Source organism: Bacillus cereus group sp. RP37, from assembly GCF_040459695.1.
GTDB lineage: Bacteria > Bacillota > Bacilli > Bacillales > Bacillaceae_G > Bacillus_A.
In genome coordinates, this window is record NZ_JARVHP010000001.1 from 1,852,078 (window position 1) to 1,878,468 (window position 26,391).

Sequence of the window (26,391 nt, forward strand, 5' to 3'; positions counted from 1 at the left end):
GAAGGTTTGAAGATGAAGGGGAAGTTGCAAAATATTCATCCGTTAGGAATGACAATTATAATAGGAACTTTATTTGCGAGGTTCGCTACGTCAATGAGCATTCCTTTTTTAGCAATTTATTTAACAACTGTTAAAGGTGTATCAGCTGGAATGACGGGTGCTATTATCGGAACGAGTGCACTTGTTGGAGTTTTTGCTAGTTTTATTGGGGGGAATTTATCGGATCGATTCGGCCGAAATATGATTATAATATGGTCCATGATTGTTTGGGTGTTTGTATTTATAGGCTTTTCGTTTGCAAATCATGTTTTAAGTTTCTTTTTATTAAATGCTTTGAATGGATTATGTAGGTCCTTTTTTGAACCTACGTCAAGAGCATTATTATCAGATTTAACGAAACCAGAGTATCGTTTACTCGTATATAACTTACGTTACGGTGCAATAAATGTTGGAGTAGCGATTGGTCCACTTGTCGGATTACAGATTGGAAGCGCAAAATCTACAATTCCTTTTTTAGTCGCAGCTGGAGTATATATTCTATATACAGCTATATTAGCATTCCAATTTAAGAAGTATCCAATTGAAAAAAAGAAAGTAAAGATAGAAAAGCCTGTCACCATGTTAAATGCAGTTCGTATATTGCGGAAGGATGTCGTATTTTTAGTTGCTGTAGTCGGTATTATTTTGAGTAATTGTGGCTTTTCACACTTAACGACAACAGTATCTCAATATTTTGCAAATGCACATATATTTCAAGATGGAGTGAAATTGTTTTCGTATATGTTAGCTTTAAATGCGATTGTTGTAGTAGTAATTCAATACCCTGTTATTCAAATGTGTAAAAAGTATACACCGTTAGTATCCATTATGACTGGAACTTTATTTGTGAGCGGAGGATTGTTTGGATTTGGAATAGTAGAATCTACACTAGGTGCTGCCATGTGTACAATTATTTTTACAATTGGAGAAGTTCTCATGTTTTCAATGACGGATGTGTTTATAGATGATATAGCTGTTTCGCATTTAAAAGGAACATATTTTGGAGCGATGGGATTTTCAGGAATTGGAGCAGTAATTGGTCCTTGGTTCGGGGGAGTACTTCTCGATTACTACGGGTATCAAAATGGGTTTGTAGTGTTTTCAGCGTTAGCTATATTTTCAACTGTAGCATTTCCCGTACTTTTAGTTACAAAAGGTTTATTGAAAAAAAGGTATGATAGAAATTGTAATTTAGAAATACATGCGAAATAAAATAAACCCCAGCAGATGACTGGGGCTTATTTTTGTATTTATCCCGCTATTTGCGAGCAGTAAAACTCCTATTGATTAAAGTTTTACTTTATTTTAATTCTCAATTTGAAAAAGAACTTTTTTTTCATGCTCATTAGCAACTTCATTTTTTGAAATATGAATGGCTAAAAATCCATTTTCTGAGCAGGCTAGCATCTTCTTATAAATGATATTAGCGGGTAAAGGAATAGTCCGCTGTAAAGAAGTGTTTTTGTGAAGTATGCAAATGTTTAGGCCTGTCTCCATCTTTTTAATGACTACGTTTTGTTCAGTTATATTTGGTACATCTGTTTCCAAAATGTATTCTTGTTCAGTTTCACAAAGATCAATATGAATTTGATTTGGGAAACTAAAGTTACTACAAGAATCAGAACAAAATTGATCCATCCATTCCTCGAAACCATCAACATGAAAAAGACAATCCTTCTTTTTCTTGCCCATGTAAGACACCCTCCGTAAAATCTCAATTCATACTATGTTATGCATGAATGAAGTAGGGGTGAAGAATAAATGGAAAAATATAAATATTGTATGTGGTAAAGGTAGCTAGTGTGATTGTTTTGGTTTACATATCATGATGCGCATGATTTTTTTGGCGTGAATGGTTACGGTTTTTTACTTTATGAGATCCGCTTAATGGTTCAGGTTGTCCCTTTTTTTCTTTCGTTTCACGATTGTTTTTTCCCATTGTATGTGACACCTCCTCTTTCTCTTTAGAATGAGAGAAGTTTGCAAATTTATACGAGAATGTTTTTAGAAAAAAAGGTAAAGATAAATGGGACTAACTATTATGGAAAGGGGATTATATAATGCCATATCATAAAGATAAACAACAAGCTTTTCAAGCAGCGCAGCAAGGAGTCACACAAGCAGAACATGCATTTAACAACATTGTAAAAAATGATCCAAACTACGGTCATGATTTAAAAGAGTTACGCCAAGAGGTTCAGGAGGCGTATGAACAGATTCAAAATGCGTTAGAAGTAGCTTCAGAAACACAACGCCCACAACTTGAGCAATACGAAAATAATCTCCAAAACATTATGCGAAATGTAGATCAATTAGAAAAGTAAATGAGGTCGTTGTGTATTCGACAACCTTATTACTTTGACGAACGTTATGCTAAAACAGAAAATTTTTCTATTCGTTCTTTCTTTATTATGCGCAGTACATATATTTCAAGTTGAAAAAGTGGAAGCGAAAATGTTGCTCAGAAAAGAGCTAGAACCAACTGGCTATGTAACATGGGAAGTACCTAATAATGAAAAGATTATTGCCATTACATTTGATGATGGACCAGATCCAACTTATACACCACAAATTTTAAATTTATTACGTCAATATAAAGCAGAAGCGACATTTTTTATGATTGGATTTCGAGTTCAGCGTAATCCGTATTTGGTGAAACAAGTTTTAAAAGAGGGACATGAAATTGGAAATCATACGATGAATCATTTGTATGCGAGTAATTCATCAGATGAAAAATTAGAAAATGATATTTTAGATGGAAAGAAATATTTTAAAAAATGGGTGAAAGAACCTTTGCTATTCCGTCCTCCTGGCGGATATATTAACGATGCTGTATTTAAAACAGCGAAAGAAGCTGGTTATCAAACTGTTCTATGGTCGTGGCATCAAGACCCACGTGATTGGGCAAATCCAGGGGTTGAATCTATTGTAAATCATGTAGTGAAAAATGCTAAAAGTGGAGATATCGTATTGTTACATGATGGAGGGAATGATCGTAGTCAAACAGTAGCAGCGCTAGCGAAAATTTTACCTGAGCTGAAAAAGCAAGGATATCGATTTGTAACGGTTTCAGAATTATTACGTTATAAACATTAGAAAAAATCCCAAAAGGAAAATGGACCTTTTGGGATTTTTCGTTACTGGTTCTTTTTGCGTTTCTTATTATTTTGTCGTTCTGCTGGAGTTAAAGGGTCGTTTGCAAATTCTTCATTGTAACCAGTTCCTTGTCCTTGTGCAGGTGCCGCATTCATTCCTGAAATAGTATGATTTGCTTTTCTTTTACCCATTTCATTTCACCTCTATAATATTTTTTGTATGTTGAATGATGAGCAGTTCATAGTATGTATGAACTGTAAGTAAAGCGCTAATAGAGCACTTTACTTTATGGTAATAGTATTCATAAGGAGCATGAACACTATTCAAATTTAGAAACATAAAGAAAACTTATGATAATCTATAAGTTTCTTATTATTTACTTATTTAGAAAGTTGTAATAAGATATTATCGTAAGGTATTGAAAAGTTTGTCTACATTTTATATTCAGACAACTTAGTCACGTTTAACAGGGGGGAAACATAATGGTCAAACATAATCCATTTCAATCACGTGCAACTTTTGAAGTAGATGGAAAAACGTATCATTATTATGATTTGAAAGCGCTTGAAAACGCAGGGGTTGGCAACGTATCTCAATTACCATATTCCGTGAAAGTTTTACTTGAATCAGTACTACGTCAAGTAGACGGACGTGTAATTACAGAAGAACATGTTACAAATTTAGCGAAATGGGGAACGAAAGATGTGCAAGATATCGATGTTCCATTTAAACCATCTCGTGTAATTTTACAAGATTTCACTGGTGTTCCAGCTGTTGTAGATTTGGCTTCGCTTCGTAAAGCAATGGCAGACATGGGCGGAGATCCTGATAAAATTAATCCAGAAATTACTGTAGACCTTGTAATTGACCACTCTGTACAGGTTGATAGAGCGGGTACGGCAGACGCGCTTGCATTCAACATGGACTTAGAGTTTAAACGTAATGAAGAACGTTATAAATTTTTAAGCTGGGCACAAAAATCATTTGATAACTATCGTGCAGTTCCACCAGCTACAGGTATTGTACACCAAGTAAACCTTGAATATTTAGCACCGGTTGTTCACGCTGTGAAAAATGCTGAAGGTGACTTAGTTGCATACCCAGATTCATTAGTTGGAACAGACTCACATACAACAATGATTAACGGTATCGGCGTTCTTGGATGGGGCGTTGGTGGTATTGAAGCAGAAGCAGGAATGCTTGGACAGCCTTCATACTTCCCAGTACCTGAAGTAATCGGTGTGAAATTAACTGGTACACTTCCAAGTGGTACGACAGCAACTGACGTTGCATTAAAAGTAACACAAGTATTACGTCAAAAAGGTGTAGTGGGTAAATTCGTTGAGTTCTTCGGTAATGGACTAAAGAGCATGCCTTTAGCTGACCGTGCAACAATTTCAAACATGGCACCAGAATACGGCGCAACTTGTGGATTCTTCCCAATTGACGATATTTCATTAGAATACTTACGTTTAACAGGTAGAGATGAAGAGCAAATTCGCATTGTTGAAGAATATTGTAAAGCGAACGGTTTATTCTATACAGCAGACAGCAAAGATCCAATTTACACTGATCTTGTTGAAATTGATTTAAATACAATTGAATCTAACCTTTCTGGACCGAAACGCCCACAAGATTTAATTCCACTTTCAGATATGAAAGATGCGTTCCACAAAGCTGTTGTAGCACCAGTTGGAACACAAGGACTTGGATTTAATGAGCAGGAGTTCGATAAAGAAGTGAAGGTTACATTAGAAGATAAAGAAGTAACGATGAAAACAGGTGCAATTGCAATCGCTGCAATTACAAGCTGTACAAATACATCAAACCCATACGTATTAATTGGGGCAGGTCTAGTTGCGAAGAAAGCAATTGAAAAAGGGCTTGTAGTACCTGAGTACGTAAAAACATCATTAGCGCCAGGATCTAAAGTTGTTACTGAATACTTAGATAAATCAGGTTTAACAACATATTTAGATCAATTAGGCTTCCAAACAGTTGGTTACGGTTGTACGACTTGTATCGGTAACTCTGGTCCGTTAGCCGAGGAATTAGAAGAAGCAATCGCAGCAAATGATTTATTAGTAACATCTGTTTTATCTGGTAACCGTAACTTTGAAGGTCGTATTCATCCGCTTGTAAAAGCGAACTACTTGGCATCACCACCACTTGTTGTGGCATATGCACTTGCAGGTACTGTTGATATTGACCTGAAAAATGATGAAATCGGTAAAGATGCAAATGGCAATGCTGTTTACTTCAACGATATTTGGCCATCAGCTAAAGAAATTGAAGATGTAGTTCAAAACGTTGTTACATCTGAACTGTTCAAGAAAGAATATGCACAAGTATTTAACAGCAATGAGCGCTGGAATGAAATCCAAACTTCAAATGAAGCTCTATATACTTGGGATAATGATTCAACATACATTCAAAATCCACCGTTCTTCGAAGGATTATCTAAAGAGCCAGGTGAAGTTGAAACGTTATCAGGTTTACGCATAGTTGGTAAATTTGGAGATTCTGTAACGACAGACCATATTTCACCAGCAGGTTCAATTGGTAAGCATACACCAGCTGGACGCTACTTATTAGAAAACGGCGTACAACCAGTTGACTTTAACTCTTACGGTTCTCGTCGTGGTAACCACGAAGTTATGATGCGTGGTACATTCGCGAACATCCGTATTAAAAACCAAATCGCACCAGGAACAGAAGGCGGATACACAACATATTGGCCAACTGGTGAAGTAACGTCAATCTATGATGCTGCTATGAAATATAAAGAAGATGGCACAGGCCTTCTAGTAGTTGCTGGTAAAGATTACGGTATGGGAAGTTCTCGTGACTGGGCTGCGAAAGGTACAAACTTATTAGGTATTAAAGCAGTAATCGCAGAAAGCTTCGAGCGTATTCATCGTAGTAACCTAGTATTAATGGGTGTATTACCACTTCAATTTAAAGACGGCGAAAGTGCTGAAACATTAGGTCTTGTTGGTAACGAGTCATTTGAAATTCAAATTGACAAAACAGTTAGACCACGCGATCTTGTAAAAGTAGTTGCAACTGATGTAGATGGCAACGAAAAACAATTTGAAGTTGTAGCTCGTTTCGATAGTGAAGTTGAAATTGACTACTACCGTCACGGTGGTATTCTGCAAATGGTTCTTCGTGAGAAAATTGAAGAATCTAAAGTGTCGAACTAAATAATTGAAATGAACGATAAGGAAGCTAACAACTGTTAGCTTCCTTATTTTATGGAAAGGGATGAAACCATTTGGTTTCATCCCTTTCTTTTTACTATAAGAAGTGGAGGAAACGTCATGAAAGAATATAAAAAAATATTGTTACCGTTACAGAAAGAAAAAATGTTAGTAATAGCAGCTGTATGCAGTGGACTCTTTGCGGCTATTTTAAACTTATCCCGTCCACTATTCATGGGGCTAATTGTAGATAACCTGATTCAACGAGAGCTAAAGGGAGCGTATCTTTACATTACTTTGTTTGCAGCAAGTCGCTTGTTGATGTGGATAAACAATCTTTCATTTGATTATGTAAGCTCCAAAGCAAGTCAGCGAATATTACGAGAGAAGCGTATAGATGTATTGCGTCATTTTTTCTCTTTACCGTTTGAAGAGAGTGAGAAAATCAAACAAGGAGAGTTAGAGACGTTAGTTGTGTCTGATATTCCGAATTGGGTCAGATTATATGGTTCTATATTAATAGAATATATACACGCCATTGCGCAATTTGTAGGTGCGTTCATAGCTCTACAACATATAGATATAGAATTCATATTGTGGGTAACTCCGTTTTTGTTTTTAAGTGCAACAGTTCCGATGTTGATGGGGAAAAAGGTAAGGAATATTGCAAGCATTGCTCAAAAGAATCAATCAAGTGTTGTAGAGATGGTGTCACAGTTTGTAAAAGGAGCACAAGATTTACGGAGTTTACAAAAAGAAAAATGGACCATTCGGTTATTTAAGGGAGTAACAGTACAATCTTATAAAATAGAAGTAAAGAAGACGATGATGCAACATTGTATTGGAGTAGTTGGAACAGTGATTGAAACAGGAGCATATATCGTTGTTCTCATTCTAGGTGCGCAAAAAATTATGAAGGGGGAAATGGAAGTTGGCGCACTTGTTGCCGTGTTAGCCACAATTGAAATGCTCTTTTTTCCCGTCCGTTACGTGGGCGATTTATTAATGATGACACAAGTTGCAACCGCCTCGGCAAATAGAGTTTTTTCTTTTTTAGATAAACGAGTTGCAAATAGTAATCGAGAAAGAGCGATGGGGATGACAATAACAAATGTTTCATTTCAGGATAGTGATGAAGAGAAATGCAGAATGAATAAAATTGATTTGCAAATTAATCCTGGTGAACTCGTTATGATTGTAGGAGAAAGTGGTGCAGGAAAAACAACGCTTTTAAAATTAATAACAGGTTTGTATAAACCATCTAACGGTAGCATTGTTTATTATGGTAATGAGGCTCGTATGACTACAGTGTGGCAAGAACCTCGTTTCTTTCGGACGACAGTAAAAGAGAATATGTATTTCGGGGAAGAGTATTTAGAAAATCAATTAGAAAAAATATTGAACTTGTAAATGTGAAACCGATTATTAGAGATTTACCTGAAAGGATTGAAACTGTATTACATAAAAGCGGTGAAGAGTTTTCAGGAGGGGAAAGAAAACGACTTGCATTATTGCGAGCAATTGGTTTAAATCCGAATCTTATTATTTTAGATGAACCGACTGCGGGATTAGATCCGAGCAATCAAGAAACGGTTTGGAATATGATAGAAGGGTTAGGAAGAGATGTAACGAGAATTGTGGCAACGCATGATGTAGAGAAAGCAATACTAGCAGATCGTGTTGTCATAATGAGAGAAGGAAGTATGGTTGCATGTGGAAGTCCTGAAAAATTAATAAATAGTCATTCGTTTTTACAGAGATGTGAATAAAGATAAGAGCATTGCTCTTATCTTTATTCAGCGTCATTAATTTGATACTCGATAGATTCTGAATGATTCAGATCAACATTAAAAGTAGCAGTCATAAGGAAAGTTGCAATTCCAAGGATTACGAAAAGGACGAATGAGACTAGAGAGATGTAGAGACAAATACGCCCTACTTTCTTTTTTTCAAGATCTTTACTAAAGAGTGAAATGATCCATGTAATAATACCGATTGGGTATAAAAGAAAACTAAGAATATATAATGTGATTTTTTCGAATGAATTCATAAACAATCCCCCTTTTGTTGTAGGTTTATCACTACGAGAGTAAAAAGGTGAATAGGTCCATAAGAAGATAAAACACTGCATCTGTTTTTCTAATTATATGATAAAAAGGAGAAAACTTCACTTTAAATAAGAATATTCTAATTATTTCGTCTGTGAATATTTCCAAGCTTGTCCGTATAAGCTAAAATAAGGTATATAGTATTTTGGTGATTAAGTTATAAGAAGATAAATACGTTAGGGTGATATAAAATGTGGCGGAAGCTTACGATTATTGTAGTGTTACTTTGTTTAGCGGGATATGCAGCTTATGAACAGTTTGGTAAAAACGATCAGGCGGTACAAGGGAAGCAAGAAAAAAGTGAAGCCGCTATGAAAGAGATGATTGCAAGTAATGGTATTGAAATAGGGAAGAGTGCGCCAGACTTTGAATTAACGAAGTTAGATGGAACGAATGTAAAGTTATCAGATTTAAAAGGAAAGAAAGTGATTTTAAACTTTTGGGCAACGTGGTGTGGACCTTGCCAGCAAGAAATGCCTGATATGGAGGCTTTCTATAAAGAACATAAAGAAAATGTAGAAATTTTAGCAATAAATTATACACCTTCAGAAAAAGGTGGGGGAGTAGAAAAGGTAAGCAATTTTGCTAAGGAAAAAGGAATTACTTTTCCTATTTTATTGGACAAGAACATTGATGTAACAACAGCGTATAAAGTCATTACGATCCCAACTTCGTATTTTATAGATACAAAAGGTGTCATTCAAGATAAGTTTATTGGGCCGATGACGCAAAAAGAGATGGAGAAACGGATTGCTAAATTAAAATAACAGTGAAAAGGTAGAGATGGAATATAATCATTTCTGCCTTTTCTTTTTCACGTAGTGAAAGCTTCATGATATGATAAAAGAAATATAAACGTTGAGAGATAAAGGAGTGTATTTGGAGTGGGGAATATATCCTTACCGTTAGATTATGTTGTAATTGACTTTGAAACAACAGGATTTAACCCTTATAATGACAAAATCATTCAAATGGCAGCAGTGAAATATCGTAATCATGAACTAGTAGATCAATTTGTTTCCTATGTGAATCCAGAGCGTTCAATTCCGGACCGAATAACGAGCTTAACAGGTATTACAAATTATCGTGTTTCAGATGCACCGACAATTGAAGAAGTGTTACCTTTATTTTTAGCATTTTTACATACAAATGTAATTGTCGCTCATAATGCATCTTTTGATATGCGTTTTTTGAAAAGTAATGTGAATATGCTTGGGTTACCGGAACCTAAAAACAAAGTGATTGATACTGTGTTTTTAGCAAAGAAATATATGAAGCACGCGCCTAATCATAAACTTGAAACGTTAAAGAGCATGCTTGGAATTCGTTTAAGTTCTCATAATGCATTTGATGATTGTATTACGTGTGCAGCTGTTTATCAAAAGTGTGCAGCTATTGAAGAAGAAGGACAGAGAAAAGTAAATAAGGTCTCACTTGATGAAATCGTAGTATACGAAGCGGTGAAAGAAATGCTTGCACGTAATAAACGTAATGTAGAATGGCTACGTTGTATGAACGTAGGAAGTTATTTAGATATAAAAGCTTTTTATCCGGTTATGAGAGTAAAGGTAACAGGACGAAAGAAATATGTATTAACAGATATATTAGAAGATGATGTGAAAGAAATATGTACAAGCTTAAAATGTGAACCAGCGTTAAAAAGTGAAGTTGGTAATACGAGAATTATGTTGAATAGCTTAGAGGATGTCTTGAAATTAGAAAGTTATATTTTAGAACAGTATGATTTCGTACTGCAAGCGCTACGTGATTATAAACAAAGTGAAATGAATGCAGATGAAAAGATAAAAGAATATTTGAATATTATGGTATAAAAAACTCCGTGTACGATTTAGTGTACACGGAGTTTTTTTATGAGTACTAAAACATAAAATTTTCTTGCAAATCTGATTAAAGAGTTTTTCGTTTGCTCATACTATGTAATAAGAAAGCGAAGGAGAGAGGGTGAACAGCATGAGAAGAAGTCGCCGTAAATCATTTGACGAACTTGTGAAAGAAAATAAACAACAATTATTAAGCGATCGTGATGCAATCGATCGTATTGAAGAGCGTATTGAAAAGCGTATTGAAAAGCGTTATGAAATGAAACTTTTTAAGCAGGCTGAATAATTCTTAACACTAGTACGATACTAGTGTTAAGGAGGCGATAGCAATGGGTAATCCGAAAAAGAATTCAAAAGACTTTGCACCGAACCAAATTGGAACGCAATCGAAAAAAGCTGGTGGCAATAAAGGAAAACAAATGCAAGATCAAACTGGTAAGCAACCGATTGTTGATAACGGCTAAAAAGAAGAATGTTATCATTCTTCTTTTTTGTGAAGTAATGGAAGTGAAAATGAAAAGTAGATTTTTAACAGTGATACAAAAAGGGCTGACTTATGTCAGCCCTTTTTCGTAATCGTAAAGTTTTCAACGAGTAAACGCCAATTTTGTGGGAATGGTAAACCAATTTTCCAATAACTAATACCGCCTATACCTTGTTCTTTCATTAAATTGAATTTACTTTGAACAGACCGTGAATCTTCAAACCAAACTTCGTGTTGTACACCGTTTTCGTCAAAGTAATTAAAATGAGGAGCTTGGGCTGTGAAATCATAGCGGATAGGAACATTGTATTTACGGGCTAGTGCAACAGCTGCGACAGAACTAATTGCTTTTGCAGGTGGGTTACCTTGTTTGAACGGAAGTTTCCAATCGAATCCGTATAAGTTTTGCCCCATCATAATTTTTTGTGGAGGCATTTGAGATTTTGCGTATTGAAGTACTTCTTTTACAGGACCGATAGGAGAAATCGCCATCGGTGGACCACCTTGCCAACCCCAGTCGTATGTCATAATGACGACGAAATCAACAATTTGTCCTTGTGCTTTATAATCGTGAGCTTCGAAAAATTTTCCCTTTTGATTTGAACTTGTTTTCGGTACAAGCGTTGTACTCAATGTATACCCGCTAGGTAAGCGTGTTTTTACAGTTCGTAAAAAACGATTATACGCTTCACGATCTTCAGGTGCCACACTCTCGAAATCAAAATGAATGTCTCGCATGCCATATTTTTCAGCTGTTTGCAAAATGTTAGTAATAAATTTGTTTTGAATCGTTGCATCGCGTAAAATGACTGATGTCAAATCGGCACTGAAATTTCCATTTTCAATATTTGTAATAACTAGCATAGGGATGGTATTACCTTGCGTTGCAATATTAGCAATTTTAGCTGTTTCAGTCGGTTCTTTTAATGTGCCATCTCTTTTTGCCTCGAAGCTGAAGTATGCTAAGTATGTTAAAAATGGATTAATAGCACGCGTAGCATTAACTAAACTTTCTTTTATCGGTATTGTTGAAGGTTGTAAATAAGCGATGGATTCTACTGCTCTTTTTGTCCCTTTCGGTATATATAATTGCTGTCCGACATGGAGAATGGATTTTAATGAAAGGTTATTAACTTTAGCTAAACTAGCGAGAGGAACGTTATATGTTTGAGAAATTCGATACAGGCTATCGCCGGGCTGTACATAATAATTATTCCCTTTCGTATTAACGATAAGTGCCTGACCAACAACGAGTGTTTCGGCTGGATTTAGTCCATTGTCTTTTACTATTTCGTCAGGTGTGGATCCATATTTTGATGCCAAGCTATATACGCTATCACCGCTACGCACAGTTACAATTTGAATCATATGCTTGCCCCTTTCGGTAAAAGATTCACTGTTTTTATTTTATTTTTGATGTCACTGTATTATGATTAAATGTATGCAAGGTAGCAGAATTGAAAGAAGGGAAGAAACAGTTAGTGTATATCTACAAAAATATATAATTAGTGATAAAATATTTGTAGATGAAAAATTGTCGCCGGGGTAAAGTAGTTTCATGGGATGAAAAATATGAAAGTATATTCAATTGGTGATTTTGCAAAAAAGGCAGGTAGGATAGAACAAACTAATTGCCATCTTCAAGGGAAAATAAGCTAAGAAGATGGTTAAGGGGTTGCTGGAAAATGATGCTTGCGAAGAAAGTGAGAATCAAGCCGAATAAAGAACAAGAATTGCAACTTTGGAAATCTGTTGGTACGGCAAGATGGGCTTATAATTGGACACTGGCGAAGCAAGAAGAGAATTACAAGAATGGCGGAAAGTTCATATCAGACGTTTTTTTACGGAAAGAATTAACTGTATTAAAGCAGACTGAAGAATATGCTTGGTTGTACGATGTTTCAAATAATATAGCCAAACAAGCGATTAAAGATGCTTGTGAAGCATATAAGCGATTTTTCAAGGGACTGGCTGATAAACCACGATTCAAAAGCAGAAGGAAAGCAAACCTCTCTTTTTACAATGATAATGTCAAGTTAAAAGTAAAAGAAAAACAAGTTTTGATTGAGAAAGTTGGTTGGGTAAAAACATCCGAAAAGTTACCTGTAGGGGTTAAGTACTCTAATCCACGCATTAGCTTTGACGGTAAGTATTGGTATTTGTCTGTCGGTATTGAACAGGAGTTTACAAAAGAGAAGTTAACGGCTGTTTCGTTAGGAATAGATATTGGAATCAAAGAATTAGCATATTGTTCTGATGGGCAGAGGAAGAACAATATCAACAAAACAAAAATGGTAAGACAGGCAGAGAAACGCCTTCGTAGGTTGCAACGTCAAGTTTCTCGTAAATATGAAATGAATAAGGAGGGAAACCGTTTTGTCAAAACAAGCAACATTATAAAAATCGAGAAAGAGATACGACAACTACATAGAAGGTTATCAAATATCAGAAAGAATCATCTTCATCAATCCACGAGCGAAATTGTGAAAACCAAGCCATTTCGCATTGTGATGGAGACGTTGCATATGAACGGTCTGCTGAAGAATAGACACCTAGCTAAAGCGATTGCGAAGCAGTGTTTATATGAGTTCAAAAGACAAATTCAATACAAGTGTGAAAAATATGGTATTGAATTTGTAGAAGCTGATACATGGTATCCTTCTTCAAAAATGTGTTCCAGTTGTGGAAGCATCAACAAAGAACTAAAACTTTCTGACCGTGTATACAAATGCACTTGTGGTCACGAAATGGATAGGGATTTAAATGCGGCTATCAATTTGTCACGGTATGAATTAGCCAGTTAACATCTAAAAAAGTTACGGCTAATATGTAGGATTCGTTGTATCCGAATTTACGCCCTCGGAGTGTTACATCAAACGAAAGTAGCTTCTGTGAAATCGGACACGTAGAACAGGGAAATAAACAAAATTTATAGATTTTTATAAGTTTATGGCAACGGCGAATACATATGTTTGTAGCAGAACATGAAGTTGAAATCCGTTATGCGGAAACAGATCAAATGGGTGTTGTTTACCATTCAAATTATTTGGTGTGGCTTGAACTAGGTCGCACGAAACTTATACAAGATTTAGGATTTTCATATGTTGAAATGGAGAGAGAGGGAATTATTTCTCCTGTGTTAGACTTGCAAATTTCATATCGTAAAGCGATGCGTTACGGAGAAAAAGCGATCGTAAAAACATGGGTTGATACAGTGAGCCCACTTCGCGTTGTGTATGGATATGAAATTTATAATGGTGATGGAGAACTTTGTATTACTGCAAGTACGACGAATATTTGTGCGAAAAAAGAAGGTTTCCGCCCTGTATCATTTAAAAAGTTATATCCTGAGTGGTATGCGAAATATGAGGAAATTAAGAAAAAATAAAAAAAGTGTGGCAGAAGCCACGCTTTTTTTATTTTTCATAATTAAATTGAGGGAAATCATCACCGTCGTTAAGTGTAACAGATAAATTATGTCCATCGAAGAACCACTCATCATCGCCTTCAATAAAGAAGTTAATACCTTCTTCTTGAGTCTGAACAGCAGGATGTGCAGGATCATCTTTACGAATACCTAAAGAAAGTCCTTTTTGTACAGTACTGCAACCGCCGTATTGTACGAAAAGGCGTAGTGTTTCACCCGATTGTAAGTTTAATTCGTTTTTATACCATTGTGCTGCTTCTTTTGTTACGGAAAGATTCATGTATAGTTCCTCCAAATTATGTTGCTTTTTCTTTAGTATAAAAAATAACGCAAAAAGACGCTATTAATATGCTTCACGTTTTCTTTTTGCGTTATGTGGGTTACGATCTTATTTTTGCTTTTTTGAAAAGTTTGCTTTCGGTTCAGTTTTATTTATAATTCGTCCAATATTTGCACGGTGTTTATAAATAACCATACCTGCTAATAAACACATCGCAATAATGAAGATTTTATCCCCGCTAACAATTGATGCGATAACGGCAACGACAGCTGTTACCATAGAAGAAAGTGATACGTATCTTGTTGTAAATAAAAGGCTGAAAAAGACAACAGCTAATATTGCAAAAACAACTGGTGAGTAGCATAATAGCACGCCAGCAGAAGTTGCAACTGCTTTACCACCACGGAATTTCGCGAAAATCGGATACACATGTCCAAGAACAGCTGCTAACCCGAACCAGAGTGGGTGAACGTCTAACCCGAAAATAATCGGTAGACTTGTTGCTAATGTACCTTTTAAAATGTCAGCAATTGTAACGATAAAACCTGCTTTTTTCCCTAGTGTGCGGAATGTATTTGTTCCGCCTAAATTACCGCTGCCATGCTCACGAATGTCGATTCCATAACCGATTTTTCCAACGACTAGTGCAAATGGAATCGAGCCAAGTAAGTAGGAAACGATAAATAAAAGATATGTAGTAACCATAAGTTCAGTCTCCTTTATTCAAATGTGTTGATAAAGGGTAAAAAGAGTTTTTCCCGTATATTGTACCATACATTTGTAAAGAGCACATTTCTTTTTTGTAAATGAAAAATTCATTATTTCGTGAAAAAAATTTCACAGGAATGTTACATTTCTCACAGAAACAACAAGACTATATGTAGTAACATTTTAATCACAAGACAACAACATATTGGTGGAGGGTTATAAATGTTACAACAAAATACACGTGGAGAAGAATTAATGAAAGTTTTCGAGACAATTGTCCACGGCAATGAACAAGATTTAATGCAAGAAAATGCAAATGTAGATGGCCGCTCTCCAATGGGAGTAATGGGAACGTTCGCATCAGAGAGTGCGAAATATTATGCAGTTGAAAATTTATTGTCAGATCAAGTGAAAAAAGCGATAAATCAAAATATATTATATCCACATGACTTAGATTTTTATGCGACAGGAACGACGACTTGTTCACAAATTCCATTAGCGCAAATGCTTGCTAATGGTTTTCATACTGGACATGGACATATGAGACAACCGCAAGACATTAAAAGTGCGTTGGCTCTTTCGTCTATTATTTTTCAAGCGAATCAAAATATGCAGCACGGTGGTCAATCGTTTGCACTATTTGATATTGATTTAGCTCCGTATGTGAGAAAAACAGTAGAGAGACATAAGAAACGATTACAGTCATATCCGCTTACGAAAGAACAAATAGAAGAATTTGCATGGAAAGAAACGGAAAATGATGCGTATCAGGCGTGTGAGGCTTTCGTTCATAATTCAAATAGTATGCACAGTAGGGGCGGGGGACAAGTACCGTTTATTTCTATTAATTATGGAACAGACACATCAAAAGAGGGACGATTACTAGTTAGACAGCTTTTAAAAGCGACACAAGCTGGTCTTGGTAAAGGGGAAACACCAATTTTTCCTATTCAAATTTTTAAAATGAAAAAAGGTGTGAACTTTGAAGAATCTGATCCGAACTATGATTTATTTGAATTAGCGTTAGAGACAACGGCTGAACGATTATTCCCTAATTTTTCATTTTTAGATGCGCCATTTAATGCAGTGCATTATGATGGACGACCGGAAAGTGAAGTATGTTACATGGGATGCCGTACCCGTGTTATGTCTAACATACATGGAGAAGAAACAGCGATTGGAAGAGGCAATTTATCATTTACGTCTATCAACTTAGTGAAATTAGCATTAATTAGTGGTTCAAAAGAAGCATTTTTTGAAGCATTAAATTATTACTTAGATTTAGGAATTAAGCAATTATTAGAGAGATTTGAGTATCAATGTACGAAGCGAGCGAGAGATTTTCGATTTCTCTATTCACAAGGTGTATGGCGTGGTGGGGAAAAGTTACAGCCTGAAGATTCTGTAGCATCCATTTTAAAACAAGGGACGTTAAGTCTTGGTTTTATCGGTCTTGCGGAGTGTTTAGTAGCTTTAACAGGAAAGCATCATGGAGAAGATGAAGAAGCATGGAAACTTGGGTATGAAATTATTTCCTTTATGAGAGAGAGAATGGATAAAGCGACAGAAGAATATGAACTGAATTTCTCAGTAATTGCAACTCCTGCAGAAGGGTTATCAGGGAAGTTTGTGAAAAAAGATAGGGAAGAATTTGGTGTGATTAGCGGTATAACGAACCATAATTATTATACGAATTCATTCCATATTCCAGTTTACTATAACATTCAAGCGATAAAAAAAATTCGTTTAGAAGGGCCTTTTCACGCTCTATGTAACGGAGGCCATATTACGTATATTGAGCTAGACGGAGCAGCTATGCATAACAAAAAAGCATTAAAGCAAATTGTACAAGCGATGGCAGAGAATGGCGTTGGATACGGTTCAATTAATCATCCGGTTGACCGTTGTAAGTGCTGCAGTTATCACGGAGTTATCGGAAATGAATGCCCAAGCTGCGGAAATGGAGACGAGGCTAATATAGAAAGAATCCGCCGTATAACAGGTTATCTTGTAGGGGATATGTCGAAGTGGAATAGTGCGAAACGTAGTGAAGAGATGGATCGGGTGAAGCATAAATGAAAGTGATGAACATCATTCATGATAGTGTAGTCGATGGGGAAGGGTTGCGGACAGTCGTGTTTTTTGCGGGCTGTCCGCATCGTTGTTTCGGTTGCCATAATCCGGAATCGTGGAATATTTGTAATGGAACTGAAATGACAGTAGAAGAAATTGTGAACGAGATTGCAAGTAATCCATTAACTGATGTAACATTTTCAGGTGGAGATCCATTTTTCCAAGCTGCTGAAGTGAAAAAAGTAGCAAAAGCTGTGAAAGACTTGAAAAAAAATCTATGGATGTATACAGGTTATACGTTAGAAGAGATACAGAGTTCTCAAAATAATGATATGATAGAGTTGTTACATTATGGGGATGTTTTAGTCGATGGAAGATTTGAAATCGAGAAAAAAGATTTAACACTTCCATTTCGCGGAAGCTCCAATCAACGTATTATTCGATTGAAAGAGTAAAAAGGCGGGATAGATGATATGAATAAAACAGTATTACTTGTTGAAGATGAAAGAAGACTACGTGAAATCGTTAGTGATTATTTTCGTAATGAAGGCTTTGAAGTAATCGAAGCAGAAGACGGAAAAATAGCGTTAGAATTATTTGCAGAGCATGAAATTGATTTAATTATGTTAGATATTATGTTACCAGAAATAGATGGATGGTCTGTTTGTAGACGAATTAGAAAAGAATCAGCAGTACCAATTATTATGCTAACAGCCCGTTCGGATGAGGATGATACATTACTAGGGTTCGAATTAGGTGCAGATGAATATGTAACAAAGCCTTTCAGTCCGAAAGTGTTAGTAGCTCGCGCGAAGACGTTATTGAAACGTGCGGATGGTGTGGTAGGAGTAGCGGAAGAAAATGCTATGTCTTTAGCGGGAATAGAAGTAAATCGTTTGTCTAGAACTGTTTTAGTCGATGGAGAAGAAATTATATTGACACATAAGGAATTTGAACTTCTTGTTTATTTAATGGAGAACAAAGGAATTGTGTTGTCACGTCAACATTTATTAGATCAGTTATGGGGATATGATTACTACGGTGATGACCGAACGGTTGATACTCATATTAAAAAACTGCGAAATAAGCTAGGAGATAAAGCGAAGCATATCGGTACTGTTATTCGAGTGGGTTACAAATTTGAAGAATAACCTTTAAATTACTATGCACTTTGGCTTTGGGATATAGCGAATTTATACTCTCTTTTGTAGGTGGAATGTACAAAAAATACTTTTCTTGTCTACAATGATAGATAAGAGTATTTTTTTAATTGGATTTCACGATGAGTTCACAAGAAGGACACAGGCTGTGACTATACTGAAAGTACGAATTCACCAGAGAGGGGAAATAAAACATGGGATATTACGACGGACCGAATTTAAATGAAGAGCATAGCGAAACGAGAGAAATGAAAAAATCTGGTAGTAAAAAAGGATATTTTTTCACAGGTTTAGTTGGAGCAGTAGTCGGGGCTGTCACAATTAGTTTTGCGGCACCATATATGCCATGGGCTCAAAATAATGGAGCGGCTGTATCATCATTCAGTTCGGATTCAAAAGTTGAAGGTACTGTAGTTCCTGTGGTCAATAAAGCAAAAAATGAAACTGATTTACCTGGTATGATTGAAGGCGCGAAAGATGTTGTTGTAGGTGTTATTAATATGCAACAAAGTATAGACCCGTTTGCAATGCAACCGACAGGCCAAGAACAACAAGCTGGATCAGGATCAGGTGTTATTTATAAAAAAGCGGGAAATAAAGCATATATTGTAACAAACAACCATGTAGTAGATGGCGCAAATAAACTCGCTGTAAAACTAAGTGATGGTAAAAAGGTAGATGCAAAACTAGTAGGGAAAGATCCTTGGTTAGATTTAGCTGTTGTTGAAATTGATGGGGCTAATGTAAATAAAGTTGCCACTTTAGGTGACTCAAGTAAACTTCGTGCGGGTGAAAAAGCAATTGCAATCGGTAACCCACTAGGGTTTGATGGAAGTGTAACGGAAGGTATTATTAGTAGCAAAGAACGTGAAATTCCAGTAGATATTGATGGCGATAAGCGTGCAGATTGGAATGCTCAAGTTATTCAAACAGATGCAGCGATTAACCCTGGTAATAGTGGTGGTGCGTTATTTAATCAAAACGGTGAAATAATTGGGATTAACTCAAGTAAAATTGCACAACAAGAAGTTGAAGGAATTGGATTTGCTATTCCAATTAATATTGCAAAGCCAGTTATTGAATCACTTGAAAAAGACGGAGTGGTGAAACGTCCAGCTCTTGGAGTAGGTGTCGTTTCATTAGAAGATGTGCAAGCTTATGCAGTAAATCAATTGAAAGTACCGAAAGAAGTAACAAACGGCGTTGTATTAGGTAAAATTTACCCAATATCACCTGCAGAAAAAGCTGGTTTAGAGCAATATGATATTGTAGTATCATTAGATGATCAAAAAGTAGAAAATTCACTTCAATTCCGTAAATATTTATATGAAAAGAAAAAAGTAGGTGAGAAAGTAGAAGTTACATTCTATCGTAACGGTCAAAAAATGACGAAAACAGCTACTTTAGCAGATAACTCAGCTACAAAGAATCAATAATCGGAATAAAAGAAAGTCTCTTTCATGTTGAAAGAGACTTTCTTTATCGGCTATACTAAAGGAATAGGAGGGATAAATTATGACAATTGAAAACCCAACTCGTACGGAAATTGGTGAAGTATTAAAGAAAAGCAAAACGATTGCAGTTGTTGGATTATCGGATAAACCAGAACGTACATCGTATATGGTTTCAAAAGCAATGCAAGATGCTGGGTACCGCATTATTCCAGTAAACCCAACAGTAGATGAGGTGCTTGGAGAAAAAGCGTTTTCTTCACTAAAGGATATTAAGGAACATGTTGACATTGTAAATGTATTCCGCCGTTCAGAATTTTTAATGGATGTTGCAAAAGAGTTTGTTGAGATTGATGCAGATGTTTTTTGGGCACAATTAGGAGTACAAGATGAAGATACATATAAACTTTTGAAAGAAAAAGGCTATACTGTAATAATGGATCGTTGTATTAAAGTAGAACATGCGATGACAAAATAGTATAGATTTAAAGGTAGAAAGATTGATTCAGCCCTTAGTATAAGAGAGTAGGGCCGATGAACGAGGTGTTCATCATGAGATTTTTTAAAGGCTGTTTTTGGGGATTGTTACTTGTTATCCCATTTTGGATATTGATCATTTGGATCATAATAAAGGTTTGGAATATGTAATCTTGGCATACATATCCATTTCTCGTTGACAAACGATTATTTTTCTGAAATAGTAGCCTAGAGGAATCCTTGTGAAAAAACAAGGATTTTTCTATTGAAAATGGTATATAAAAGAGATAAGATAACTTGCCAAAACTATAGTCGAGGCGTTATTCTATAATAGAAACATATGTTCTGATTTGATTAGGAAAGGGGCAAGGAGTTTGGCAAAGCATCAGTTCCAATATAATGAAGATGCAATTCAAGTGTTAGAAGGACTTGAAGCCGTTCGAAAACGCCCGGGTATGTATATCGGGAGCACGGACAGCCGTGGATTGCATCATTTAGTATATGAAATAGTAGATAACTCCGTTGACGAAGCGTTAGCGGGATTTGGCGACGAAATTTCTGTCGTAATACATAAAGATAATAGTATTAGCGTTATAGATAAAGGGCGAGGAATGCCTACGGGAATGCATAAACTTGGAAAACCTACACCTGAAGTTATTTTAACTGTACTTCATGCCGGTGGTAAGTTTGGGCAAGGTGGTTACAAAACGAGTGGTGGTTTGCACGGTGTTGGGGCATCAGTTGTAAACGCCTTATCAGAATGGTTAGTCGTAACGATTAAGCGTGACGGAAATATTTATGAACAACGCTTTGAAAATGGTGGTATTCCTGTAACGACGCTTGAGAAAATCGGAAAGACGAAAGAATCTGGTACGACAATGCATTTTAAACCAGATACAACTATCTTCAGTACAACAAATTACAATTATGAAACATTATGTGAGAGATTACGTGAATCTGCATTCTTATTAAAAGGAATGAAAATCTCAATAAAAGATGAACGTAATGATTTAGAGGATGTCTTTCATTATGAAACAGGAATTGAAGCTTTCGTTTCATACTTAAACGAAGAAAAAGATTCGATTCATCCAGTTGTATACTTCACTGGTGAACAAAACGGAATTGAAGCAGAGTTAGCATTCCAGTTTAACGATGGCTATTCAGAAAACATTCTTTCGTTTGTAAATAACGTACGTACAAAAGATGGAGGAACACACGAAGCTGGATTTAAAACAGCAATGACGCGTGTGTTCAATGAGTATGCTCGTAAAGTATCGTTATTAAAAGAAAAAGATAAAAACTTAGAAGGTACAGATATTCGTGAAGGGGTAGCGGCTATCGTTTCTGTACGTGTACCAGAAGAAGTACTTCAGTTTGAAGGCCAAACGAAAGGGAAACTAGGTACAAGTGAAGCTCGTTCTTCAATTGATGCAATTGTATCTGAGCATTTAGCTTACTTTTTAGAAGAAAATCCAGATGTTGCTATACTTCTTGTGAGAAAAGCAGTTAAAGCAGCGCAGGCACGTGAGGCTGCTCGTAAAGCGAGAGAAGAAGCACGTACTGGTAAAAAGAAAAAGAAATCAGAAGGTACATTAAGTGGTAAGTTAACACCTGCACAATCACGTAACCCACAGAAAAATGAACTGTATCTAGTAGAGGGTGACTCTGCCGGTGGTTCTGCGAAACAAGGTCGAGACCGACGTTTCCAAGCGGTATTACCGTTACGTGGTAAAGTAATCAATACAGAAAAAGCAAAACTAGCTGATATCTTTAAAAATGAAGAGATTAATACAATCATTTACGCTATTGGCGGTGGTGTAGGGAATGAATTCGCTGTTGAAGATATTAACTACGATAAAGTTGTAATTATGACCGATGCCGATACAGATGGTGCGCATATTCAAGTATTGTTACTAACGTTCTTCTACAGGTATATGAAACCACTTATCGAAGCTGGCAAAGTATTTATTGCACTCCCACCTTTATACAAAGTAAGTAAAGGAAAAGGTAAGAGTGAAGTGATTGAGTATGCATGGTCTGATGAAGAATTAGATGGTGTAACGAAAAAAGTCGGTAAAGGCTATATGTTGCAGCGTTATAAAGGACTTGGCGAAATGAATGCCGATCAATTATGGGAAACAACGATGAACCCTGAAACACGTACGTTAATTCGTGTGAAAATTGACGATGCATCAAGAGCTGAGCGCCGAGTTACGACATTGATGGGTGATAAGGTAGAACCTCGTCGTAAATGGATTGAACGAAATGTACAATTTGGCATGCAAGAAGAAGGAAATATTTTAGAAAATGAAATGATTATGGAGACGGAGGTGGAATAACATGCAAGCAGAGAAGTTTCATGACCTCCCGCTTGAAGACGTGTTAGGTGACCGCTTTGCACGTTATAGTAAATATATTATTCAAGACCGCGCACTTCCAGATGCGCGTGACGGTTTAAAACCGGTACAAAGACGTATTTTATATTCTATGTATGTAGAAGGAAATGTACATGATAAAGCGTTTCGTAAATCAGCTAAAACGGTTGGTAATGTTATCGGTAACTACCATCCGCACGGTGATTCCTCTGTATATGAGGCGATGGTACGTTTAAGTCAAACTTGGAAAGTACGTAATGTTTTAGTTGAAATGCATGGTAATAATGGTAGTGTTGATGGCGATCCAGCAGCGGCAATGCGTTATACAGAAGCGCGTTTATCACCAATCGCATCTGAGTTATTACGTGATCTTGATAAAGAAACAGTAGAATTTGTGTCAAACTTCGATGATACGAGTGAAGAACCAGTTGTATTACCGGCAATGTTTCCCAACTTATTAGTGAACGGATCGACAGGGATTTCAGCTGGTTATGCAACAGAAATTCCTCCACATCATCTTGGAGAAGTAATTGATGCGACCATGATGCGTATTGATAAGCCGAATAGTACGATTGATGATTTATTAACAGTTATGAAAGGACCGGATTTCCCGACAGGTGGTATTATTCAAGGGATTGATGGTATTAAAAAAGCGTACGAAACAGGGAAAGGTAAAATTATTATTCGGGGGAAAGCAGAAGTTGAAACGATTCGTGGTGGGAAGCAACAAATCGTTATTACAGAAATTCCGTATGAAGTAAATAAAGCAAACCTTGTTAAGAAAATGGATGAATTACGTCTAGATAAAAAACTAGATGGAATTGCTGAAGTACGTGATGAGACAGATCGCACAGGTCTTCGTATCGTTGTAGAGTTAAAAAAAGAAGTAAATGCTGAAGGGATTTTAAATTATTTATATAAGAATACAGATTTACAAATTCCATATAACTTTAATATGGTTGCGATAAATAATCGTCGTCCTACACTTATGACGTTACCAAAAATTTTGGATGCATATATTGGACACCAAAAAGAAGTTGTAACAAAGCGTTCTCAGTATGAATTACGAAAAGCGGAAAATCGTCAACATATTGTTGAAGGTTTAATGAAAGCATTATCAATTTTAGATCAAGTAATCGAAACGATTAGATCTTCTAAAGATAAGCGTAATGCGAAAGATAACTTAAGTGCTAAATTCGGCTTTACAGAAGCACAATCAGAAGCAATCGTTTCGTTGCAATTATATCGTTTAACAAATACAGATATTACAGCACTAGAAAAAGAAGCGGATGAATTAAGTACAAAAATTGCAGAATTACAGGCAATTTTACAAAGTGAAAAAAGACTTCTTCAAGTTATTAAAACAGATTTGAAGAGAGTAAAGAAAACATATAGTGATGATCGCCGTGCTATTATTGAAGAACAAATTGAGGAAATTAAAATCGATGTGGAAGTGATGATTCCTCAGGAAGATGTCATCGTTACTGTAACGAAAGAAGGATATGTGAAACGAACAGGTTGGCGTTCACATAATGCATCGAACGGAAAAGACTTCGGTATGAAAGAGGGTGACATCTTACTGGAGCGATTCGATACGAATACGACAGAGACAGTCCTCTTATTTACGAATAAAGGAAACTATATATATCTGCCAGTATATGAAATGCCAGAAATTCGTTGGAAAGATTTAGGTCAACACGTTGCGAATCTCGTTTCACTCGAGCGGGATGAAATGATTATTTGGGCGACCGTCGTACCGAATTTTGAAGAAGAAAAACGATTTATCGTATTTGTTACACGAAATGGTATGATTAAGAAAACAGAATTAAACCAATATAAAGTTCAGCGTTATTCAAGAGCGTTCGTCGCTGTGAATTTGAAAAAAGATGATTATGTTGTAGATATATTTGCAACAGATGGAACGAGTGATATTGTTCTAGCAACCTATGGTGCATATGCACTTATTTTCCATGAAGATGAAGTAAGTCCAGTCGGTGTAAGGGCCGCTGGTGTGAAAGCAATTAACTTAAAAGAAGATGATTATGTCGCTTCTGGTAAACCGTTAAATGGTGACAAAGATCAACTTATTCTCGTTACGCAGCGCGGTGCTGTAAAACGTCTAAAAGCATCAGAAATTGAGAAATCAACGAGGGCGAAGCGAGGTCTTGTTATTTTCAAAGAGTTAAAACGTAATCCATACCGTATTGTCGGTATTGAAATTGTTAGAGACGATGAACTAGTTTACATGAAGACAGAGAAACACATCGTAGAAGAAATTGATCCGAAAGCGTATCGAAATAAAGACCGGTATAGTAACGGTAGTTTAGTGCTAGATGTTAACGATACAGGTGAAGTTATTGAAACGTGGACAAAAAAACGACCGGAATAAAAAAAGCATCTTGCTATGGATAATGGCAAGATGCTTTTTTCTAGGCAAATTATTATGTAAATAATAATAATCTTGTTATAATAACTGAATGAAATCGTTCTCATAAAGTGAAACTTTAATCAATCGGACTTTTACGAGCAGTTGATTCCTCAACTAAATTCTTTACTTTCGCTGAATTTTGAGGTAGGGGGTCTTACTGTCCGTTAAAGCGGGATAAATGGAGGGGCAACATGAAAAAAATAGGTGTAGGGATTGTAGGATTTGGATTTTCTAGTACAACATTTCACATTCCATTATTACAAACGATAGAAGAATATGATATTCGTGCTATTTTATCATCAAAAGAAGAACTCGTGAAACAAGCATTACCAAATGCTGAAGTTGTTGGCACAATTGAAGAATTAGTAAAACGTGCTGATATTGACTTAGTGGTGATTACTTCACCGAATACAACTCATTTTCCATATGTAAAAGAAGCCATTTTACATGGTAAGCATGTAGTTGTGGAGAAGCCATTCGTTGTTTCAATTGAAGAAGGCGAAGAACTAATTTCATTAGCAAAACAGCACAATGTGGTGTTAAGCGTATATCATAATCGCCGTTTTGATAATGATTTCTTAACGATAAAGAGATTGTTAGAAGAAAACAGAATAGGGAATCTATACGCATATGAAGCACATTTCGATCGTTTTCGTCCACATGTACGTGATCGCTGGAGAGAAAAGAATTTACCAGGATCAGGTATATTATATGATTTAGGATCGCATTTAATTGACCAAGCATTATCATTATTTGGGAAACCAGATGCGATAAGTGCAGATGTAATCAAACAACGACCAGGTGCAGAAATTGATGATTACTTCCATGTTATACTCCACTACGGTGTTAAACGTGTCACTTTACATAGTAGCAGTTACGTAAAGCAAGCAGGTCCACACTTTACACTGCATGGAGATAAAGGTTCTATCGTGAAATACGGTATGGATTCACAGGAAGAACAATTAAAAAATGGAATGAAGCCAGGCGATAACGGTTATGGAGTAGACGCTGAAGAGAATTTTGCTACTTTAGATACGGAAGAAAAGCTAGAGCGTATTTCGACAGAAGTTGGCTGTTATGACATGTATTATAAAGGTGTAAGAGATAGTATTGTAAACGGTGAGAAACCACCTGTAACAGCACAAGAAGGCTTGGAAGTTATTCGACTTATTCAATTAGCGATTGAAAGTAGTGAAACGGGTAGAGTCATCAATGTAAAATAAAAAAAGACACGAATTTCG

At 36.1% G+C, this 26,391-nt stretch carries 25 protein-coding genes and 1 pseudogene; 19 read left to right on the top strand and 7 right to left on the bottom strand.

Going from position 1 to position 26,391, the window contains the following annotated elements:
* Window positions 1-12 precede the first annotated feature (12 nt).
* Window positions 13-1,251 carry an MDR family MFS transporter gene (locus QCI44_RS09820; protein ID WP_016086812.1) on the top strand — a complete coding sequence of 413 codons (1,239 nt, stop codon included), beginning with the start codon at window positions 13-15 and terminating at the stop codon, window positions 1,249-1,251.
* Window positions 1,252-1,344: 93 nt separating this feature from the next.
* Here QCI44_RS09820 and QCI44_RS09825 read toward each other — a convergent pair whose 3' ends face one another.
* On the bottom strand, window positions 1,345-1,731 hold the full coding sequence (locus tag QCI44_RS09825; RefSeq protein WP_016086813.1) for an Hsp20/alpha crystallin family protein: 387 nt from the start codon (window positions 1,729-1,731) through the stop codon (window positions 1,345-1,347).
* A 124-nt stretch (window positions 1,732-1,855) separates the two neighbouring features.
* Window positions 1,856-1,978 (bottom strand): small acid-soluble spore protein P, encoded by a 123-nt coding sequence (locus QCI44_RS09830; RefSeq protein ID WP_016086814.1) that lies wholly within the window; start codon window positions 1,976-1,978, stop codon window positions 1,856-1,858.
* 121 nt (window positions 1,979-2,099) lie between these two features.
* On the opposite strand from QCI44_RS09830, the gene QCI44_RS09835 reads away from it, so the two are divergent.
* On the top strand, window positions 2,100-2,363 hold the full coding sequence (locus QCI44_RS09835) for a hypothetical protein (protein WP_001146292.1): 264 nt from the start codon (window positions 2,100-2,102) through the stop codon (window positions 2,361-2,363).
* A 46-nt stretch (window positions 2,364-2,409) separates the two neighbouring features.
* On the top strand, window positions 2,410-3,135 hold the full coding sequence (pdaB, locus tag QCI44_RS09840; protein WP_098405149.1) for a polysaccharide deacetylase family sporulation protein PdaB: 726 nt from the start codon (window positions 2,410-2,412) through the stop codon (window positions 3,133-3,135).
* Between the two features lie 41 nt (window positions 3,136-3,176).
* On the opposite strand, the gene sspO is transcribed toward pdaB, so the two are convergent.
* Entirely contained in the window at window positions 3,177-3,326 is a 150-nt protein-coding gene (sspO, locus tag QCI44_RS09845) for a small acid-soluble spore protein O (protein WP_016086816.1), read from the bottom strand.
* Between the two features lie 291 nt (window positions 3,327-3,617).
* On the opposite strand from sspO, the gene acnA reads away from it, so the two are divergent.
* Entirely contained in the window at window positions 3,618-6,341 is a 2,724-nt protein-coding gene (gene acnA / locus QCI44_RS09850) for an aconitate hydratase AcnA (RefSeq protein ID WP_016135142.1), read from the top strand.
* 117 nt (window positions 6,342-6,458) lie between these two features.
* Window positions 6,459-8,107, top strand: a pseudogene (locus QCI44_RS09855) (ABC transporter ATP-binding protein).
* Window positions 8,108-8,130: 23 nt separating this feature from the next.
* On the opposite strand, the gene QCI44_RS09860 reads toward QCI44_RS09855, so the two are convergent.
* Complete coding sequence (locus tag QCI44_RS09860) at window positions 8,131-8,388, bottom strand: hypothetical protein (protein ID WP_016135139.1); 258 nt, start codon at window positions 8,386-8,388, stop codon at window positions 8,131-8,133.
* Window positions 8,389-8,637: 249 nt separating this feature from the next.
* Between QCI44_RS09860 and QCI44_RS09865 the strand changes: the two genes are divergently transcribed.
* The 4 genes from QCI44_RS09865 to sspN all read left to right on the top strand — a co-directional run bounded on the left by QCI44_RS09865 (window position 8,638) and on the right by sspN (window position 10,751).
* Window positions 8,638-9,213 (top strand): TlpA family protein disulfide reductase, encoded by a 576-nt coding sequence (locus tag QCI44_RS09865; protein WP_016086820.1) that lies wholly within the window; start codon window positions 8,638-8,640, stop codon window positions 9,211-9,213.
* A gap of 117 nt (window positions 9,214-9,330) precedes the next feature.
* On the top strand, window positions 9,331-10,278 hold the full coding sequence (locus QCI44_RS09870) for a 3'-5' exonuclease (RefSeq protein WP_016086821.1): 948 nt from the start codon (window positions 9,331-9,333) through the stop codon (window positions 10,276-10,278).
* Between the two features lie 139 nt (window positions 10,279-10,417).
* The gene (locus tag QCI44_RS09875) at window positions 10,418-10,573 is read left to right on the top strand and encodes an FbpB family small basic protein (RefSeq protein WP_016135138.1); all 156 of its coding nucleotides are present in this window, start codon (window positions 10,418-10,420) and stop codon (window positions 10,571-10,573) included.
* A 43-nt stretch (window positions 10,574-10,616) separates the two neighbouring features.
* Window positions 10,617-10,751, top strand: a complete 135-nt coding sequence (gene sspN, locus QCI44_RS09880; protein WP_000527988.1) for an acid-soluble spore protein SspN — start codon at window positions 10,617-10,619, stop codon at window positions 10,749-10,751.
* 95 nt (window positions 10,752-10,846) lie between these two features.
* On the opposite strand, the gene QCI44_RS09885 is transcribed toward sspN, so the two are convergent.
* A complete protein-coding gene (locus QCI44_RS09885) occupies window positions 10,847-12,139 on the bottom strand; it encodes a glycoside hydrolase family 18 protein (protein ID WP_000614842.1) in 1,293 nt (430 codons plus the stop codon).
* A gap of 317 nt (window positions 12,140-12,456) precedes the next feature.
* Here QCI44_RS09885 and QCI44_RS09890 point away from each other — a divergent pair, with 317 nt between their 5' ends.
* A complete protein-coding gene (locus QCI44_RS09890) occupies window positions 12,457-13,575 on the top strand; it encodes an RNA-guided endonuclease InsQ/TnpB family protein (protein WP_033659744.1) in 1,119 nt (372 codons plus the stop codon).
* 164 nt (window positions 13,576-13,739) lie between these two features.
* A complete protein-coding gene (locus tag QCI44_RS09895) occupies window positions 13,740-14,159 on the top strand; it encodes an acyl-CoA thioesterase (protein ID WP_016086823.1) in 420 nt (139 codons plus the stop codon).
* 28 nt (window positions 14,160-14,187) lie between these two features.
* Here QCI44_RS09895 and QCI44_RS09900 read toward each other — a convergent pair whose 3' ends face one another.
* On the bottom strand, window positions 14,188-14,478 hold the full coding sequence (locus QCI44_RS09900; protein ID WP_001054451.1) for a HesB/YadR/YfhF family protein: 291 nt from the start codon (window positions 14,476-14,478) through the stop codon (window positions 14,188-14,190).
* 108 nt (window positions 14,479-14,586) lie between these two features.
* The gene (gene plsY / locus QCI44_RS09905) at window positions 14,587-15,183 is read right to left on the bottom strand and encodes a glycerol-3-phosphate 1-O-acyltransferase PlsY (RefSeq protein ID WP_016086824.1); all 597 of its coding nucleotides are present in this window, start codon (window positions 15,181-15,183) and stop codon (window positions 14,587-14,589) included.
* Window positions 15,184-15,408: 225 nt separating this feature from the next.
* On the opposite strand from plsY, the gene QCI44_RS09910 reads away from it, so the two are divergent.
* From QCI44_RS09910 to QCI44_RS09945, 8 genes are all read left to right on the top strand, one after another.
* On the top strand, window positions 15,409-17,265 hold the full coding sequence (locus tag QCI44_RS09910; protein WP_016086825.1) for an anaerobic ribonucleoside triphosphate reductase: 1,857 nt from the start codon (window positions 15,409-15,411) through the stop codon (window positions 17,263-17,265).
* Window positions 17,262-17,714 carry an anaerobic ribonucleoside-triphosphate reductase activating protein gene (gene nrdG, locus QCI44_RS09915; RefSeq protein WP_016086826.1) on the top strand — a complete coding sequence of 151 codons (453 nt, stop codon included), beginning with the start codon at window positions 17,262-17,264 and terminating at the stop codon, window positions 17,712-17,714. The genes QCI44_RS09910 and nrdG overlap by 4 nt, the downstream gene beginning before the upstream one ends.
* Window positions 17,715-17,732: 18 nt before the next feature.
* Complete coding sequence (locus QCI44_RS09920) at window positions 17,733-18,410, top strand: response regulator transcription factor (protein WP_001044675.1); 678 nt, start codon at window positions 17,733-17,735, stop codon at window positions 18,408-18,410.
* A 203-nt stretch (window positions 18,411-18,613) separates the two neighbouring features.
* Entirely contained in the window at window positions 18,614-19,855 is a 1,242-nt protein-coding gene (locus tag QCI44_RS09925; RefSeq protein ID WP_016135136.1) for a S1C family serine protease, read from the top strand.
* A gap of 79 nt (window positions 19,856-19,934) precedes the next feature.
* On the top strand, window positions 19,935-20,348 hold the full coding sequence (locus tag QCI44_RS09930) for a CoA-binding protein (protein WP_016135135.1): 414 nt from the start codon (window positions 19,935-19,937) through the stop codon (window positions 20,346-20,348).
* 373 nt (window positions 20,349-20,721) lie between these two features.
* On the top strand, window positions 20,722-22,686 hold the full coding sequence (gene parE, locus QCI44_RS09935; RefSeq protein WP_016135134.1) for a DNA topoisomerase IV subunit B: 1,965 nt from the start codon (window positions 20,722-20,724) through the stop codon (window positions 22,684-22,686).
* Between the two features lies 1 nt (window position 22,687).
* Entirely contained in the window at window positions 22,688-25,111 is a 2,424-nt protein-coding gene (parC, locus tag QCI44_RS09940) for a DNA topoisomerase IV subunit A (protein WP_016135133.1), read from the top strand.
* Window positions 25,112-25,341: 230 nt separating this feature from the next.
* A complete protein-coding gene (locus QCI44_RS09945) occupies window positions 25,342-26,373 on the top strand; it encodes an oxidoreductase (RefSeq protein WP_016086830.1) in 1,032 nt (343 codons plus the stop codon).
* Window positions 26,374-26,391: the final 18 nt, after the last annotated feature.

Bases quoted from the DNA above. Each gene is read 5' to 3' on its own strand.
- QCI44_RS09820 (WP_016086812.1), top strand. From the start codon at position 13: ATGAAGGGGAAGTTGCAAAATATTCATCCGTTAGGAATGACAATTATA.
- QCI44_RS09825 (WP_016086813.1), bottom strand. From the start codon at position 1,731: ATGGGCAAGAAAAAGAAGGATTGTCTTTTTCATGTTGATGGTTTCGAG.
- QCI44_RS09830 (WP_016086814.1), bottom strand. From the start codon at position 1,978: ATGGGAAAAAACAATCGTGAAACGAAAGAAAAAAAGGGACAACCTGAA.
- QCI44_RS09835 (WP_001146292.1), top strand. From the start codon at position 2,100: ATGCCATATCATAAAGATAAACAACAAGCTTTTCAAGCAGCGCAGCAA.
- pdaB (WP_098405149.1), top strand. From the start codon at position 2,410: ATGCTAAAACAGAAAATTTTTCTATTCGTTCTTTCTTTATTATGCGCA.
- sspO (WP_016086816.1), bottom strand. From the start codon at position 3,326: ATGGGTAAAAGAAAAGCAAATCATACTATTTCAGGAATGAATGCGGCA.
- acnA (WP_016135142.1), top strand. From the start codon at position 3,618: ATGGTCAAACATAATCCATTTCAATCACGTGCAACTTTTGAAGTAGAT.
- QCI44_RS09860 (WP_016135139.1), bottom strand. From the start codon at position 8,388: ATGAATTCATTCGAAAAAATCACATTATATATTCTTAGTTTTCTTTTA.
- QCI44_RS09865 (WP_016086820.1), top strand. From the start codon at position 8,638: ATGTGGCGGAAGCTTACGATTATTGTAGTGTTACTTTGTTTAGCGGGA.
- QCI44_RS09875 (WP_016135138.1), top strand. From the start codon at position 10,418: ATGAGAAGAAGTCGCCGTAAATCATTTGACGAACTTGTGAAAGAAAAT.
- sspN (WP_000527988.1), top strand. From the start codon at position 10,617: ATGGGTAATCCGAAAAAGAATTCAAAAGACTTTGCACCGAACCAAATT.
- QCI44_RS09885 (WP_000614842.1), bottom strand. From the start codon at position 12,139: ATGATTCAAATTGTAACTGTGCGTAGCGGTGATAGCGTATATAGCTTG.
- QCI44_RS09890 (WP_033659744.1), top strand. From the start codon at position 12,457: ATGATGCTTGCGAAGAAAGTGAGAATCAAGCCGAATAAAGAACAAGAA.
- QCI44_RS09895 (WP_016086823.1), top strand. From the start codon at position 13,740: ATGTTTGTAGCAGAACATGAAGTTGAAATCCGTTATGCGGAAACAGAT.
- QCI44_RS09900 (WP_001054451.1), bottom strand. From the start codon at position 14,478: ATGAATCTTTCCGTAACAAAAGAAGCAGCACAATGGTATAAAAACGAA.
- plsY (WP_016086824.1), bottom strand. From the start codon at position 15,183: ATGGTTACTACATATCTTTTATTTATCGTTTCCTACTTACTTGGCTCG.
- QCI44_RS09910 (WP_016086825.1), top strand. From the start codon at position 15,409: ATGTTACAACAAAATACACGTGGAGAAGAATTAATGAAAGTTTTCGAG.
- nrdG (WP_016086826.1), top strand. From the start codon at position 17,262: ATGAAAGTGATGAACATCATTCATGATAGTGTAGTCGATGGGGAAGGG.
- QCI44_RS09920 (WP_001044675.1), top strand. From the start codon at position 17,733: ATGAATAAAACAGTATTACTTGTTGAAGATGAAAGAAGACTACGTGAA.
- QCI44_RS09925 (WP_016135136.1), top strand. From the start codon at position 18,614: ATGGGATATTACGACGGACCGAATTTAAATGAAGAGCATAGCGAAACG.
- QCI44_RS09930 (WP_016135135.1), top strand. From the start codon at position 19,935: ATGACAATTGAAAACCCAACTCGTACGGAAATTGGTGAAGTATTAAAG.
- parC (WP_016135133.1), top strand. From the start codon at position 22,688: ATGCAAGCAGAGAAGTTTCATGACCTCCCGCTTGAAGACGTGTTAGGT.
- QCI44_RS09945 (WP_016086830.1), top strand. From the start codon at position 25,342: ATGAAAAAAATAGGTGTAGGGATTGTAGGATTTGGATTTTCTAGTACA.